General features: G+C 62.9%; 12 protein-coding genes. 5 read left to right on the top strand and 7 right to left on the bottom strand.

All coding sequences use genetic code 11. The features are described from left to right. Positions 1 to 58 precede the first annotated feature (58 nt). On the bottom strand, positions 59 to 649 hold the full coding sequence (locus AWB83_RS17700; protein WP_087046923.1) for a YbhB/YbcL family Raf kinase inhibitor-like protein: 591 nt from the start codon (positions 647 to 649) through the stop codon (positions 59 to 61). A 289-nt stretch (positions 650 to 938) separates the two neighbouring features. Between AWB83_RS17700 and AWB83_RS17695 the strand changes: the two genes are divergently transcribed. After that, positions 939 to 1,652 carry a response regulator gene (locus AWB83_RS17695; protein ID WP_087046922.1) on the top strand — a complete coding sequence of 238 codons (714 nt, stop codon included), beginning with the start codon at positions 939 to 941 and terminating at the stop codon, positions 1,650 to 1,652. Positions 1,653 to 1,734: 82 nt separating this feature from the next. On the opposite strand, the gene AWB83_RS17690 is transcribed toward AWB83_RS17695, so the two are convergent. Beyond that, entirely contained in the window at positions 1,735 to 2,421 is a 687-nt protein-coding gene (locus tag AWB83_RS17690) for an orotate phosphoribosyltransferase (RefSeq protein ID WP_008352701.1), read from the bottom strand. Between the two features lie 312 nt (positions 2,422 to 2,733). On the opposite strand from AWB83_RS17690, the gene AWB83_RS17685 reads away from it, so the two are divergent. Beyond that, entirely contained in the window at positions 2,734 to 3,981 is a 1,248-nt protein-coding gene (locus AWB83_RS17685; protein ID WP_096059379.1) for an MFS transporter, read from the top strand. A 264-nt stretch (positions 3,982 to 4,245) separates the two neighbouring features. Beyond that, positions 4,246 to 6,525, top strand: coding sequence for an NADP-dependent malic enzyme (locus AWB83_RS17680; RefSeq protein ID WP_087046921.1), 2,280 nt, complete (start codon positions 4,246 to 4,248; stop codon positions 6,523 to 6,525). Between the two features lie 117 nt (positions 6,526 to 6,642). On the opposite strand, the gene AWB83_RS17675 is transcribed toward AWB83_RS17680, so the two are convergent. Continuing rightward, on the bottom strand, positions 6,643 to 10,227 hold the full coding sequence (locus AWB83_RS17675) for an indolepyruvate ferredoxin oxidoreductase family protein (protein ID WP_087046920.1): 3,585 nt from the start codon (positions 10,225 to 10,227) through the stop codon (positions 6,643 to 6,645). Between the two features lie 346 nt (positions 10,228 to 10,573). On the opposite strand from AWB83_RS17675, the gene AWB83_RS17670 reads away from it, so the two are divergent. Continuing rightward, positions 10,574 to 10,783 carry a hypothetical protein gene (locus AWB83_RS17670; RefSeq protein ID WP_087046919.1) on the top strand — a complete coding sequence of 70 codons (210 nt, stop codon included), beginning with the start codon at positions 10,574 to 10,576 and terminating at the stop codon, positions 10,781 to 10,783. 105 nt (positions 10,784 to 10,888) lie between these two features. Here AWB83_RS17670 and hppD read toward each other — a convergent pair whose 3' ends face one another. After that, positions 10,889 to 11,992 carry a 4-hydroxyphenylpyruvate dioxygenase gene (gene hppD, locus AWB83_RS17665; protein ID WP_087046918.1) on the bottom strand — a complete coding sequence of 368 codons (1,104 nt, stop codon included), beginning with the start codon at positions 11,990 to 11,992 and terminating at the stop codon, positions 10,889 to 10,891. A 146-nt stretch (positions 11,993 to 12,138) separates the two neighbouring features. Between hppD and AWB83_RS17660 the strand changes: the two genes are divergently transcribed. Next, positions 12,139 to 12,642: an Lrp/AsnC family transcriptional regulator gene (locus tag AWB83_RS17660; protein ID WP_087046917.1), complete on the top strand. Its 504-nt coding sequence runs from the start codon at positions 12,139 to 12,141 to the stop codon at positions 12,640 to 12,642. Positions 12,643 to 12,731: 89 nt separating this feature from the next. Here the strand turns inward: AWB83_RS17660 and AWB83_RS17655 are convergent, their stop codons facing one another. From AWB83_RS17655 to AWB83_RS17645, 3 genes are all read right to left on the bottom strand, one after another. Then, entirely contained in the window at positions 12,732 to 13,421 is a 690-nt protein-coding gene (locus tag AWB83_RS17655; protein ID WP_208636765.1) for a GNAT family N-acetyltransferase, read from the bottom strand. A gap of 197 nt (positions 13,422 to 13,618) precedes the next feature. Further along, the gene (locus AWB83_RS17650; protein WP_087046916.1) at positions 13,619 to 14,221 is read right to left on the bottom strand and encodes a TetR/AcrR family transcriptional regulator; all 603 of its coding nucleotides are present in this window, start codon (positions 14,219 to 14,221) and stop codon (positions 13,619 to 13,621) included. Between the two features lie 32 nt (positions 14,222 to 14,253). Continuing rightward, entirely contained in the window at positions 14,254 to 15,054 is an 801-nt protein-coding gene (locus AWB83_RS17645) for a DUF1835 domain-containing protein (RefSeq protein ID WP_087046915.1), read from the bottom strand. Between the last annotated feature and the right edge of the window lie 176 nt (positions 15,055 to 15,230).

Here is a 15,230-nt window from a genome sequence, read left to right as displayed (position 1 = left end):
GTCTAGCAAAGACGATTTCCGGCTTACCGGCGCGAGCGTACGGTTCTCGCCATGAAGGCTAACGGCCGTAAGTGAAGGTGAGTTGTGCGCTGGCGATGCTCATCGTGCGGATTTCATGCTCGAACATCAGCGCGGGCGTGCCCTGACGCAGGCGCAGATCGTCGCTGTTGAGCGCGTAGACCGTCACCACGTAGCGATGCGGCTTGCCGGGCGGCGGGCACGGGCCGCCGTAGCCGTCGGTGTCCCAGTCGTTGCGCGCCTCGACGGCGCCCAGCTTGCGCAGGACGCCCGAGGCGCTCGCGTTGTTCGGCAGGCGATCCGTGCCGGGAGGGAGGCCCGCGACGGCCCAGTGCCACCATCCGCGCCCGGGCGCGTCGGGATCGAAGATGGTGACGGCGAAGCTGCGGGTGTTCGCCGGCGCGCCATGCCATGAAATCTGCGGCGAACGGTTGCCGCCCTTGCACTCGGACTGGTCGAAAAGCAGTTCGCGCCCGATCGTCTTGCCCGACGCGAGGTCCGCGCTCGAGACGGTGAAGGCGGGTTCGGCCGCGGCCTCGCGCGAATTCGAGAGAACCGCGGCCGCGCAGGTGATGAACAGTGAAAATGCGACAAGGCCAATCGAATTCCCGCTTCGGCCTGTGAGGCGCATGGGCTGAACTCCTGTCGGTATCGTCGCGTTATATCAGCGTTTCGCTGACTGCAACGATGTTTTTTGTCTCAGGGATGCGCTTCGTGACAGGTTGCAGTTTAACATTGCAACAAAGCTTTAAAGCCCCGAACCCTTGGGAATTAACCGATAGCACGGAGTGCGTACATCGGTTTGGACGGAAGCGCGCGGCGCCTTGACGGCAGTGACTTCCGACGATATTGAATGTAAAAATGAGTAATTCGATGCAGATTCGCGCGGCATCTAATCGACCGAATTGCAGGAGAATTAAATGAGCCAGCGAATAAAAGTCATCATCGCAGACGACCACCCCGTGATTCTGTTCGGCGCGACCCAGGCGCTCAACAAGTTTCCCGAGGTCGATGTCGTCGGTCAGGCGCGCCAGTCGACCGAACTCATCCAGCTCCTGCAGAAAACACCATGCGATGTCCTCGTCACCGATCTCGCCATGCCCGGCGGCTCGTATGGCGACGGCATGCCGCTGCTCGGCTATATCGGGCGGCAGTTTCCACGCGTCAAGCTCGTCGTGCTGACCATGCTCGAGAATCCGGCCTTGCTCAAACGTTTGCGCGAGGTGGGCGTGATGTCCATCATCAACAAGGCCGACGACATGAATCATATCGGCTGGGCGATCCAGCACGTCATGCGCGGGCAGGAGTACCTCGGCCCGTCGGTCAAGGCGGCGCTCGACAGCATGGGGCTCGGCGCGAACGGGCAGCAGCGCAGCGTGATCCTGTCCAAGCGCGAGCTCGAAGTGGTGCGGCTGTTCGTCTCGGGCATGACGATCACGGAAATCGCGGGTCAATTGCGGCGCAGTATCAAGACGATCAGCACGCAAAAGAATACGGCTATGCGAAAACTCGGCATTGAACGCGATTCCGAACTATTTCAGTACGCGCAAAGCAACGGGTTAATGAATCTTTCCGCGTATTCCGGCGACGGAAATACTGACGATTCGTCGGTTTCGAACCCGCATTCGCTATAGTTGCTTCGGCTCGCTGAAATAAAAAAAGCCGCTGATTTTTATCAGCGGCTTTTTTCTGTTAATGCTTCGCGAACGGTAATGCTTATTGCGGAGCAGCGGTCGCGCCGCCGTGTGCGGCCGACCATTCCGCCGGCGCGTGCAGGAATTTCTCGACTTCATCGAGCGTCTTCGTCTCGAAGTAACCCTGTTCCTTCGCGACGCGCAGCACATCCCACCACGTGGCGAGCGCATGCAGATCGACGTCGATGTCTTTCAGCACCGACACGCTCTCCTTGAAGATGTTGTAGTGGAACAGCACGAAGCAGTGGTTCACCGTCGCGCCGGCGGTGCGCAGCGCATTGATGAAGTTGATCTTGCTGCGGCTGTCCGTCGTCAGGTCTTCGACGAGCAGCACGCGCTGGCCTTCGGTCAGCAAACCTTCGATCTGCGCGTTGCGGCCGAAACCCTTCGGCTTCTTGCGCACGTACTGCATCGGCACCATCAGGCGGTCGGCGATCCACGCGGCGAACGGAATGCCCGCCGTTTCGCCGCCCGCGACCGCATCGATCTGCTCGTAGCCGACGTCGCGCAGGATGGTCGCCTCGGCCATTTCCATGAGGCCGCGGCGCACGCGCGGGTAGGAGATCAGCTTGCGGCAATCGATATATACCGGGCTCGCCCAGCCGGACGTGAAGATGTACGGTTTTTCCGCGTTGAAGTGCACCGCCTGCACTTCGAGCAGCATCTTGGCGGTGGTGTCGGAGATCGTCTGGCGATCGAAGCCTGTCATGGGCGAATCCTTGGACTTGATATGGCGCTTGAAGAAGCGGGAGGCGGCCGCGAGGGCCCTGGCGCATGATTCGACGCGAAACGAGCGGTCTCGTGACCGGCTTTTTGGCGTTTCCTGCGCGCGTGTCGACGGGACCTGGCGCTTCAGCGCCTCAGGACAGTCCCATGCACAGCTAGCCCGCAATTTTACCCGAGGCGGCGTGCCGGGGCGAGGGCTGCGGTAGCAGGCGCCCACGACGATTGTTTCAAGGTTGTGAAGGCGCGACGCTCGCACGTAAACTCCCGGCGCTGCTGAATATTCTTCTTTTCCCCGATGACATCCGTTCCCCGCTCTCCCACGGCCGATTCCGCCGCCGCTCCCTCCCGTCACGCACTGCATGCGCTCGTCGCGTCCGCGCTCGGCTATGCGATGGACGGCTTCGACCTGCTCATCCTCGGTTTCATGCTGCCGGCGATCGCAGCCGACCTGCATCTGACGCCCGCGCAATCCGGCGCACTCGTCACGTGGACGCTCGCCGGGGCGGTTGCGGGCGGCGTCGTGTTCGGCATGCTCTCCGACTACTTCGGCCGCGTGCGCATGCTGACGTGGACCATCCTCGTTTTCGCCATCTTCACCGGCTTGTGCGCACTCTCACAAGGCTATGCGGATCTGCTGATCTACCGAACCATCGCCGGAATCGGGCTTGGCGGCGAGTTCGGCATCGGCATGGCGCTGGTTGCGGAGGCGTGGCCCGCGCGGCTGCGGGCGCGCGTGTCGTCGTATGTGGGGATCGGCTGGCAGTTGGGCGTGCTCGCCGCCGCGCTGATCACGCCGATGCTCCTTCCCGTGATCGGCTGGCGCGGCATGTTCGCGGTGGGGCTTTTGCCCGCCGTCGTTTCGTTCTTCGTGCGGCGGCGCGTGGCCGAGCCCGGGATCTTCGTCGAGCGCCGCGCGTCCGCCGCTTCCACCGCCGCACGCAAGCTGCCGCTCAGACGCCTTTTCGACGACGCCCGCACCGCGCGCGCGAGCCTCGGCGTGATCATCCTGTGCTCGGTGCAGAACTTCGGCTACTACGGGCTCATGATCTGGCTGCCGAGCTATCTCTCGAAGACGTTCGGCTATTCGCTCACCAGGTCCGGGCTCTGGACTGCGGCCACCGTGCTCGGCATGGCGCTCGGCATCTGGCTGTTCGGCCTGGCGGCGGACCGTTTCGGCCGCAAGCCGGCGTTTCTGGCGTATCAGCTCGGCGCCGTCGCGATGGTGTTCGTCTACTCGAATCTGACGAGCCCGGCGGCGCTGCTGATCGGCGGCGCGGTGATGGGCGTGTTCGTGAACGGCATGCTCGGCGGCTACGGCGCGCTCATCTCCGAGCTCTACCCGACCGAAGCGCGCGCGACCGCGCAGAACGTGCTGTTCAATATCGGGCGCGCGGTGGGCGGTCTCGGGCCGGTGGCGGTCGGCGCGCTGGCGGCGCGCTATTCGTTCGCGGTCGCGCTTGCGTTTCTGGCGTCGATTTATCTGCTCGATGTCATCGCGACGCTCTTCCTGATCCCCGAAAAGCGCGGCGCCGAACTCGAGTGACGTCGCGCGAGTTTGTCCGACGAAGGCGCCCGGCGCGCGCCGCAATGCTGCTTCGCGTCATTTCAGGCTCGGGGTGTACACTGGACGTCCCAAAAAAATAGCTCCGTCCGCTCGCGTCATCCCCTGCGAGCGGCACGCTGCGTCCATCCGACGCGCCGAGCACGTGAAACTTGGTCCATCGATTCACATTCCCGCATTCATTGCAGCACGGTCGACGGCAGTGTGAACCCTGTTCAAATAATTCCCAAACGTCTCAGGTCAATCATGGACGAACAACTGAAGCAAAGCGCCCTCGCGTATCACCAGAATCCGCGTCCCGGCAAGATTTCGGTCACGCCGACCAAACCCCTCTCGAACCAGCTCGACCTCTCGCTCGCGTATTCGCCGGGCGTCGCGGCCGCGTGCATGGCGATCTACGACGAGCCGCTCGACGCGCAGAAGTACACCTCGCGCGCGAACCTCGTCGGCGTCGTGACGAACGGCACGGCCGTGCTGGGCCTCGGCAACATCGGCCCGCTCGCGGCGAAGCCGGTGATGGAAGGCAAGGGGTGCCTGTTCAAGAAGTTCGCGGGCATCGACGTGTTCGACATCGAGTTGGCCGAAACCGATCCGGACAAGCTCGTCGATGCGATCGCGATGCTCGAGCCGACGCTCGGCGGCATCAATCTCGAAGACATCAAGGCCCCGGAATGCTTCTACATCGAGAAGAAGCTGCGCGAGCGCATGAAGATTCCCGTTTTCCATGACGATCAGCACGGTACGGCGATCATTGCGTCGGCGGCGATTCTTAACGGGCTGAAGGTGGTCGGCAAGAAGCTGGCAGACGTGAAGCTCGTCTGCTCCGGCGCGGGCGCGGCGGCGATCGCGTGTCTGGACCTGCTCGTCCATCTGGGCTTGAAGAAGTCGAACACGCTCGTGGTCGACTCGAAGGGCGTGATCTACGAAGGCCGCGGCAATCTCGATGCGTCGAAGGAGCGCTATCAGGCGACGACCGACGCGCGCACGCTCGGCGATGCGATGCACGGCTGCGACGTCTTCCTCGGCTGCTCCAGCGCCGGCGTGCTGAAGCCGGAAATGGTCGCGACGATGGCCGACAAGCCGCTCATTCTCGCGCTCGCGAATCCGGAGCCGGAAATCCGCCCGGAAGAAGCGAAGAAGGTGCGCCCGGATTGCATCGTCGCGACGGGCCGTTCGGATTATCCGAACCAGGTCAACAACGTGCTGTGCTTCCCGTTCATCTTCCGCGGCGCGCTCGACGTCGGCGCGACGACGATCACGGAAGAGATGAAGCTCGCGTGCGTCCGCGCGATCGCCGAGCTGGCGGAAGAAACCGACCAGGGCGATGAAGTCGCGAAGGCGTACGAAGGTCACTCGCTCGAATTCGGTCCGGAATATCTGATTCCAAAGCCCTTCGATCCGCGTCTGATCATCAAGATCGCGCCGGCGGTGGCGCAAGCCGCGATGGATTCGGGCGTCGCGACCCGTCCGATCAAGGACATGGACGCGTACCGCGAGACGCTCGGCGCGACGGTGTATCGCACGGGCATGGTGATGCGCCCGGTGTTCGCGGCGGCGAAGGCCGCGCCCGCGCGCATCGCGTTCGCGGAAGGCGAGGACGAGCGCGTGCTGCGCGCCGCGCAGTTCGTGCTGCTGGAGAAGATCGCGAAGCCGATCATCATCGGCCGTCCGGCCGTGGTCGAGATGCGTCTGCAGAAGATGGGCTCGAAGCTGAAGCCGGGCGTCGATTTCGAGGTCGTGAACCCGGAGGACGATCCGCGCTATCAGAAGAGCTGGCAGGCGTATCAGGAAATCGCGGCGCGGCAGGGCGTGACGCCGGAAAGCGCGAAGGCCGCGCTGCGCAAGTTCAACACGCTGATCGGCGCAATCCTGATCCACACCGGCGATGCGGACGGCATGATCTGCGGTCTCATCGACACATATCAGGATCACCTGAAGTTCGTCGAACAGGTGCTCGGCAAGGCTGAAGGCGCGAACAACTTCGCGGCGATGAATTTGCTGATGCTGCAGGGGCGCAATCTGTTCATCAGCGATACGTACGTCAACGAGACGCCGACGCCCGAGCAGCTTGCCGACATGACGATTCTGGCGGCGCGCGAGATCGAGCGGTTCGGCATTCAGCCGAAGGTGGCGCTGGTGTCGAACTCGAACTTCGGCAGCGTGCCGAGCGCGTCGAGCAAGCGCATGGCTGAAGCGCGCAAGCTGATCGCGGAGCGCGCGCCGCATCTCGAGGTGGATGGCGAGATGCACGGCGATGCGGCGCTGTCGGAGGCGGTGCGCAAGGCGGCGTTCCCGGGGACGACGCTGCACGGCGAGGCGAATCTGCTGATCATGCCGAACGTGGAAGCGGCGAACATCACGTACAACCTGCTCAAGATGGTGAGTGGCGAGGGCGTGACGGTCGGGCCGTTCCTGCTGGGTGCTGCCAAGCCCGTTCATATTCTGACGCCGGCTGCGACCGTGCGGCGGATCATCAATATGACGGCAGTGGCTTCGGCGAATGCGAGCGTGGCGAAGGCGAAGTAACGTCTTCTGCTTCGATGTTGCGATGAGCGGCGATCCGGGTGACTGGATCGCCGTTTTTCATGGGCGAAAAAAAAGCGGTTCGCGTTTTCACGAACCGCCTCGGATGAAGGCCGCGCGTCAAGCCACCTGCCGCTTCTCTCCACCCTCGTTGGTCCGCCAACGCGCCAGCAGCTTCTCCCACCTGATCTTCGCCGCCTTCACGTTGTTCTCCTTGACGTGCCCGTACCCGCGCATGGAATCCGGCAGATTCGCGAGTTCGATCGCAAGCGGCAGCTTCTGCGCCGTCAATCCGGCGATCAGCTCCTTCACCAGCGCTTCGTACTCGCCGACCAGCGCGCGTTCCATCTTGCGTTCTTCCGTGCGCCCGAACGGATCGAGCGCCGTGCCGCGCAGGAACTTGAGTCGGGCGAGCACGCGCATCGCCGACATCATCCACGGACCGTACTGCTTCTTGACGAGATGCCCGTGCGCATCCTTCTTCGACAAACTCGGCGGCGCGAGATGGACCTTGATCTTCCAGTCGCCTTCGAAACTGCTCTTCACCTTGTCGAGGAACGCCGGATCCGCATAGAGCCGCGCAACCTCGTACTCATCCTTGTAAGCCATCAGCTTGTGCAGATTCTTCGCAACGGCTTCGGTGAGCGGATACTGGCTGTCGCCGCCGGCGAGCTCGGCTTCCTTCGTGCGCACTTCCGCGACCAGCCGCCCAAAACGTGCGGCATACGCTGCGTTCTGATACTTCGCGAGATAGTCGAGGCGCTTGTCGATGAGCGTATCGAGCGCCTTCGGCGTATGCAGCGCGATGACCTTGCTCGGGCTCTCCTGCGCGCCCTGCTGAGCATCCGCGATCCGGCGCACCGCTTCGAGATCGTCCGCGGCGCGGCGTCCCCATTCGAACGCCGCCAGATTCTTTTCGACCTGCACCGCGTTCAGCTCGATCGCACGCACGAGCGACTCGTGCCGCAGCGGCACCCATCCCTTCTGCCACGCAAACCCGAGCACGAACGGATTCGTATAGATCGCATCGCCCATCAGCGCGACGGCGAAGCGGTTCGCATCCACGAGCGCGACGTGCTGACCCGCCGCCGCGCGAATGTCGGCTTCGGCGCTCGCGCCCGGGAAGCTCCAGTTCGGGTTCTTGATGAACTCGGCAGTCGGCGTCTGCGCGCTGTTCACGACGACGCGCGTGTGATCCGGCTGCATCCGCGAGCCGCACTCGTTGCTCGCCGTGACGATGGCATCGCAGCCGATGACGAGATCCGCCTCGCCCATCGCGATGCGCGTCGCGTGGATGTCGGCCGGGCGGTTTGCGATCTGCACGTGGCTCATCACGGCGCCGCCTTTCTGCGCGAGACCGGTGACGTCGAGCACCGTGACGCCTTTCTGCTCCAGATGCGCCGCCATGCCGAGCAGCGCACCGATCGTCACGACGCCCGTTCCGCCGACGCCCGTCACCAGCACGCCATACGGCCGCGCGATTTCCGGAAGCTCCGGCGTGGGCACGGGCGGCATCGCGTCGCCGGCGGCGCCCGTCGCCTTCGGCTTCTTCAACTGACCGCCTTCCACCGTGACGAAGCTCGGGCAGAAGCCGTTCAGGCATGAATAGTCCTTGTTGCACGTCGACTGGTTGATCTGGCGCTTCGTGCCGTACTCGGTTTCGAGCGGCTCGACCGACAGGCAGTTCGACTTCACCGAGCAATCGCCGCAGCCTTCGCAGACCGCCTCGTTGATGACGACGCGCTTCGCCGGATCGGGATACGCGCCGCGCTTCCTGCGGCGCCGTTTCTCGGTGGCGCAGGTCTGGTCGTAGATCAGGATCGACGTGCCGGAAATCTCGCGCAACTGGCGCTGAATGTCGTCCAGTTCGTCGCGATGATGCACTTCGATGCCCGGCGCAAGACCGACGTTCGCGTCGTATTTCTCCGGCTGATCCGTGACGATCACGATCTTCGCCGCGCCTTCCGCCGCCAGCTGATGGGTGATCTGCGGCACGGTCAGCACGCCGTCGACGGGCTGGCCGCCCGTCATCGCGACCGCATCGTTGTAGAGAATCTTGTAGGTGATGTTTACCTTCGCCGCGATCGCCGCGCGGATCGCGAGCAGGCCGGAGTGGAAGTACGTGCCGTCGCCGAGATTGGCGAACACGTGCTTGTCGTTCGAGAACGGCGACTGGCCGACCCACGCGACGCCTTCGCCGCCCATCTGGCTGAACGTGCTCGTGTTGCGGTCCATCCAGACCGTCATGTAGTGGCAGCCGATGCCCGCCATCGCGCGCGAGCCTTCCGGCACGTTGGTCGACGTGTTGTGCGGACAGCCCGAGCAGAACCACGGCTTGCGCTCCGCTTCGACGCGCGGCCGCGCGAGCGCCTTCTCCTTCGCCTCGATCACGGCGATGCGCGTCGCGATGCGCGCGCGCACGTCGGCGGGCAGGTCGAATTTCTCGAGGCGTGTGGCGATCGCCTTCGCGATGATCGCCGGTGACAGTTCATAGTGCGCCGGCAGCAGCCAGTTGCCCATCGGCACGGACCATTCGCCGCCCGCGCCGTCCTTTTCGTCGAACTTGCCGTAGACGCGCGGACGCTGCGCATCCGGCCAGTTGTAAAGCTCTTCCTTGATCGCGTATTCGAGAATCTGGCGCTTTTCCTCGACGACGAGGATTTCCTCGAGCCCGCGCGCGAACTCATGCGCGCCTTGCGCTTCGAGCGGCCACACGCAGCCGACCTTATAGAGACGGATGCCGATTTGCGAACACGTCGCATCGTCGAGACCGAGATCGGTCAGCGCCTGACGCACGTCGAGATACGCCTTGCCGCCGGTCATGATGCCGAAGCGCGCATGCGGCGAATCGATTTCCACGCGATCCAGCTTGTTCGCGCGCACATAGGCGAGCGCGGCGTACCACTTGTAGTCGAGCAGACGCGCTTCCTGCACGAGCGGCGGATCGGGCCAGCGGATGTTCAGTCCGCCTTCGGGCATCACGAAATCGGTCGGAATCACGATCTTCGTGCGATGCGGATCGATATCGACCGACGCCGACGACTCCACCACGTCGGTCACGCATTTCATCGCGACCCAGAGGCCGGAGTAGCGGCTCATCGCCCAGCCGTGCAGGCCGAAGTCGAGATATTCCTGCACGTTCGACGGAAACAGCACCGGCAGGCCGCACGCCTTGAAGATGTGCTCCGACTGGTGCGCGAGCGTCGATGACTTCGCGGCGTGATCGTCGCCGGCGAGGACGAGGACGCCGCCGTGCTGCGACGATCCGGCGGAATTGCCGTGCTTGAAGACATCGCCGGAGCGGTCGACGCCCGGGCCCTTGCCGTACCACATCGAGAAGACGCCGTCGTATTTGGCGCTCGGGTACAGGTTGACTTGCTGCGAGCCCCACACGGCGGTGGCGGCGAGATCTTCGTTCACGCCCGGCTGGAATACGACCTGATGCGCGGCGAGATGCGTCTTCGCCTTCCAGAGCGACTGGTCGAGACCGCCAAGGGGGGAACCGCGATAGCCGGAGATGAATCCGGCGGTATTGAGGCCGGCGGCCTTGTCGCGCTCTTGCTGGAGCATCGGCAGGCGCACCAGCGCCTGGATGCCGCTCATGTAGGCGCGGCCGCGTTCCAGCGTGTATTTGTCGTCTAGCGTGACGGACTTCAACGCGGCTTCTAGAGAAGCTCTTTGTTCTGCGTCTAGCGGGGCGTTCATTATGTGTCTTCCTCCACCCGAGTTTGGGATCGCCAAAGCATGTTTCGGACCGCGGCGTCTTGTGAACGCGTAGGCCGGGACTTCAAGTTTGCCGGGGCGGCCCGCTTTGAGGCACTGGTATAAACCCGTTAAAAAATTCCTCACTTAACAGCGCTTTGCGTCAAATTCTTGACGGTTTGACCTGGATTGCGGTGGCTTTGTTACAGCGTGTAAAACCGACCGGATCGGGGAACCCTCCGGCTCAACTCAGTCTAAAATGGCTCTTCCGGAATTTCTGCGCTGTGTTTTTTCGCGTACATTAGATTCCGAAAGCCAGTAGTACGCATGTAGTTAGAAGGAGATAACGATGAAACAACGCCACATCCAGAGCTTTCTCATGGTTTCGGCGGCCTTTTTCGCCATCAGCGCGCCGGTGAGCGGCGCCCGGGCGAATAATGCGTCGCCATTCGGGGCGTCGTCGGTTGCACAGGTCGCGCAAGCGCGCGTTCAATCCGTCCAGGCTGGCGCCGAAAAGCGCCGCGCGTCGGAAAGCAGCGACGACGAGACGGCGGGCTGATCCCGTCATCGCGGTCCATATCGTCAGGATGGGCCGCCAGAATAGACAAAGGGACATGGACCTTCGCGGTCCATGTCCCTTTTTTATCGCCCGGTCTTTGAGCGTTCAGCTCGCGCTAGTGTCCTTCAGCACGCCGCGGCGCATCTGATCCAGTTCGATCGATTCGAACAGCGCCTTGAAATTGCCTTCCCCGAAGCCCTGATTGCCCTTGCGCTGGATGATCTCGAAGAAGATCGGGCCGATCTGGTTCTCCGTGAAGATCTGCAGCAGGATTTCGTCCTTGGTGCCGTCGATCAGAATCTTGCGCTTCTTCAGCTCCGCGACCGATTCGCCGTGGTTCGGCACGCGGCGGTCCACGAGTTCGTAATACGTGTCGATGGTGTCGAGCAGGGCGATGTTCGCGCCGCGCAGGCCGTCGACCGTCCTGTAGATATCGCTCGTGCCGAGCGCGATGTGCTGAATCCCTTCGCCGTGGTACGCGTCGAGATATTCCTGGATCTGGCCCGCGTTCTCCGAGCCTTCCTCGTTGATCGGGATGCGGATCTTGCCGCACGGCGAAGTCATCGCCTTCGATTTCACCGCCGTCACCTTGCCTTCGATATCGAAGTAGCGGACTTCGCGGAAGTTGAAGAGCCGCTCGTAGAACTCCGCCCACTCGACCATGCGGCCGCGGTGCACGTTGTGCGTCAGGTGATCGATATAGGTGAGCCCGTGACCGACCGGGTTTTGATCCGCCCCCGGAATCGGCTCGAAGTCGACGTCATAGATGCTGATATCGCCGATGCTGCCCGGCTGCGCGCCGTTCTTGCCGCGCCAGCGGTCGACGAAATAGATCAGCGAATCGCCGATGCCCTTGATCGCCGGGATGTTCAGCTCCATCGGGCCGGTCCTGTGATCGAAGCCCCAGGCGCCGAGTTCGAGCGCGCGCTTGTACGCCTGGGCGGCGTCCGCGACGCGGAATGCGATCGCGCAGATCGACGGGCCGTGCAGGCGTGCAAAGCGCTGCGCGAACGAATCCGGCTCGGCGTTCACGATGAAGTTGATCTCGCCCTGGCGATACAGCGTCACGTTCTTGTGACGGTGCTTCGCAATCGCGGTGAAACCCATCTGCTCGAACAGCTTGCCGAGCGCGACGGGGTCCGGCGCGGTGTATTCGATGAATTCGAAGCCGTCGGTGCCGACGGGATTTTCCCAGTTCGATGCGGTCATGCGGTGTCTCCTGATATGCGTTCGGCGCGAGTGCGCAACGTGGAGACAGTGTAGTCAGCCGGGCGCGGCAATAACTTGCGAAACAAATCGCGCCTTCATATTATTGCGCACGATGCTGCCAATACAATGCACTTTGGAGCCATGAAATGGCTGAGACCGAGTTGGACACGATAGACCTGAAGATCCTTGCGATTCTTCAGGAAAATGGGCGATTGTCGAATCAGGAAATCGCGGATCGAGTCAATTTGTCGCCGAGTCCGTGTCTGCGGCGCATTCGGCGGCTCGAGGAAATCGGCGTGATTCGCGGTTACGTCGCGTTGCTCGATGCGAAAAAGCTCGGGCTCGGCTTGCTCGCCTACGTCAACGTGCGTCTCGAAAAACGCGGCGGCGTGCAGGCTGCGGCGGGCAGGCCGAAAGCGCCGACGCACGGCGACCTGTTTCGCGAGGCGGTGCGCTCGTGGCCTGAAGTCGTCGCCTGTGACGCGATGACCGGTGAAATGGACTTCCTGCTGCGTGTGCAGGTGCGCGACATGGACGATTTCTCGCGCTTCGTACAGGATCAACTGCTGCATCACCCTTCGGTGATCGACGTGCGCTCGAGCTTCTCGCTCGAGCGCATCAAGGAGACGACGGTATTGCCGCTGCGCTGAATCGCGCGGAGATGAGAAAGGGCGGTCGAAGCCGCCCTTGTTGTGCTGGTCCCGCTCGCAGCGCCAACCCCGCGCTGTCCTGAGAATACTTACGCGGCGTCGGCCGTCGGCATGAACGCCTGGAAAACCTGCGACGCGCGGTGCGCCTGGCGCTTGATCGCGTAGTCGAACACGGCGGCTTGCTCCTGGAGCATTTCGGCCATGATGCTGCTCTGATCCGCCGGCGCGAGCGAAAGATAGGCGTCCGCTTCGCCGTACGCGTATTCGATCTTCATGCCCGACTTCCTGGCGATGTGCATCATCGTCGAGTTGCGGGACAGGCAGTGCATGTAGAGCACCGACACATGCGTATTGCGGCTGCGCATGGCCGCACGCTCGAACAGCTTCGTGCCGATGCCGCGGCCGCGCGCGCTTTCGAGCACGGACACGCCGAACTCGGCGGTGCGCTTGTCGCCCTCGGCGGGCAGATAGGCCAGATGGCCGACGCCGACGAGCTCCAGCGAATTTCCGAATACGCCGAACACCTTGTCGTTCGAGAAGTTGATGTTGCGCACGTAGTTCTCGATCACGTGATCCGGCACGAGTTGGCCGAAGCGCAGGAGACGGTCGTCCTCGTCGAGCGCGAGAAAGTGCGTAAGGAGACGCTCGCGGTCGGCAGAGGACAGTTCGCGGACGAGAGCCGGCATACGCGCGTCTTTGAGCAACTGATCGTTCGCGACGATCTGCTCGGCGGTGCGGTTGATGGTCAGTTCCACGGCAGTTCCTCCTTCATTCGTCATGCAGCGTGCTGCAAAGCAAAACGAATTTTAGCGGATTCCGGAGAAACGAGTACGGGAAAACCCTTAAAAAGACCTAGGGGAGTCGTTCTAAATAACCGCTGAAAACGATTTAAATCGATATAAATCAATGGCTTGTGTCTAGTGTGCAAAAGCAACGCGCCCGCGAACGGGCGTTTTGTTGTGACGCAACATTTCTGCTATTCGCCGCCGAGCCCGTGCTCGATCATGTCGACCGCCTGTTCCGCGAATTCGCGATAGCCGAGCGTGCCGCCGGGCTTGAGCCAGGTAAAGGTCCAGTTGATCATGCCGAAGACCATCATCGTGAGCGCGGTCTGGTTGTCCTTCGAGGCGCGCTTCGGATAAGCGCGCGCGAGCTGGCGAGCGAACGCCGCCACGATATCGCGCTGACGATCGAGGATGATCTCGCGCTGCGCGTCCTCCAGATACTTCACGTCGTTGAGCAGCGCGACGTGCCGGCTATGCGACGTTTCGTACTCGACGAGAAATGCGCGCACGAGCTCGGCGAAGGCCTCGCGCTCGCCGAGTCCGCGCCGCTGGCTCGCGCCTTCGACCTCCGCGATGATCAGCATGAGCCGCTTGGTGTAGCGATCGAGCAGATCGAAGAGGATCGCTTCCTTGCTCTCGTAGTAGTGATAGAGGCGGGCTTTCGACGTGCCGCTGGCTGCGGCCAGATCGGCCATCGACGTGCTCGGATAGCTCGTCTGGGCGAATTTCGCAGCGGCGAGTTCCAGGATCTGTTCGCGTTGCGTCTCGTGATCGGGCGCTTTGGTACGGGCCATGTGTTCGAAGAATGCGTTCTTATTGGTTTGATTTAGCGGCGCAGTTCGGCCTGCTCGATTTCGGACGGCGTGCCGCGGATTTTCAGCCGGCCCGCCGTGACGAGCTCGCGGCAGCGCCAGAAAGCGATGGAATCGGAGAGCATGAAATCGAAGCGCTGTCCCATTGCCGCGCCGGCGATTTTGCGGGCAGGCTTCCACTCGGGACCGGCAAGATGGAGCAGCGCTTCATCGACGTCGAGCCAGGTTCCGGCGACGAGCATGTTGTCGCGCAGGCGGCGCGTCTCGGCGTTGACGTGTTTCGCTTCCTGCCACTCGAGCGCGAGCCGGCTGATGCGCAGGACCGAAATCGGCGCGGCGCTGGGCAGTTTCGCGAGCAGCTGCTTCGGGGAGAACATCCCGACGGCGGTTGCGCGGTCGGCGCGGCCGAGGTGCGCGGATTCCTTGTCGTCCGTCGCGATTTTCAGGTCGTCGTGAGACAGCTTCGCTTCGTTCAGACGTTGGGGCGCGTTTCGCAGATGATAGGCGACGCGCCGCAAGGTCAACTGATCGGCCGCGCTCTGACCGTGCCACGCGACGATCTGCGCGTCGCCGCGCGCGAGGCGGGCGAGCAGCGTCAGCTGTTCTTCGAGCTCGCCCTCGAAATCGATCGCGCTGTTCAGCACCTGGCGCCAGAACGCGGCGCGGGCAAGCGGCGAATCGTCGATGTCCCTGACCGGCCCGACCGCGAGATCGTCGCGCAGCGTGACGACGCGATCTTCGCGTTCCGCGCGTCGCAGGGCTTCCGTGAGGGATTGAGCCGCGCTGTCGCCATTCGCGACGTGAATCGTGTTCATGGTGTCGGCATGCCAGAAAGACTAAGGACCGCTCGGACGAGCGATCCTTAGTCTACGCGAATCGAATGTCGTTCGGGCCGGGGTGCGGCACGCTGACTTTGCGTGGCGCTCAGCGCTCGTCGAAACTCACGACCACCCGCTCGCTCACCGGATGACACTGGCAAGTCAGCACGAAG

The sequence above is a fragment of the Caballeronia ptereochthonis genome (assembly GCF_001545075.1).
Taxonomy (GTDB): Bacteria; Pseudomonadota; Gammaproteobacteria; order Burkholderiales; family Burkholderiaceae; genus Caballeronia; species Caballeronia ptereochthonis.
Note: the sequence above shows the minus strand (reverse complement) of the source record. Positions and strands in the feature narration are given on the sequence as shown.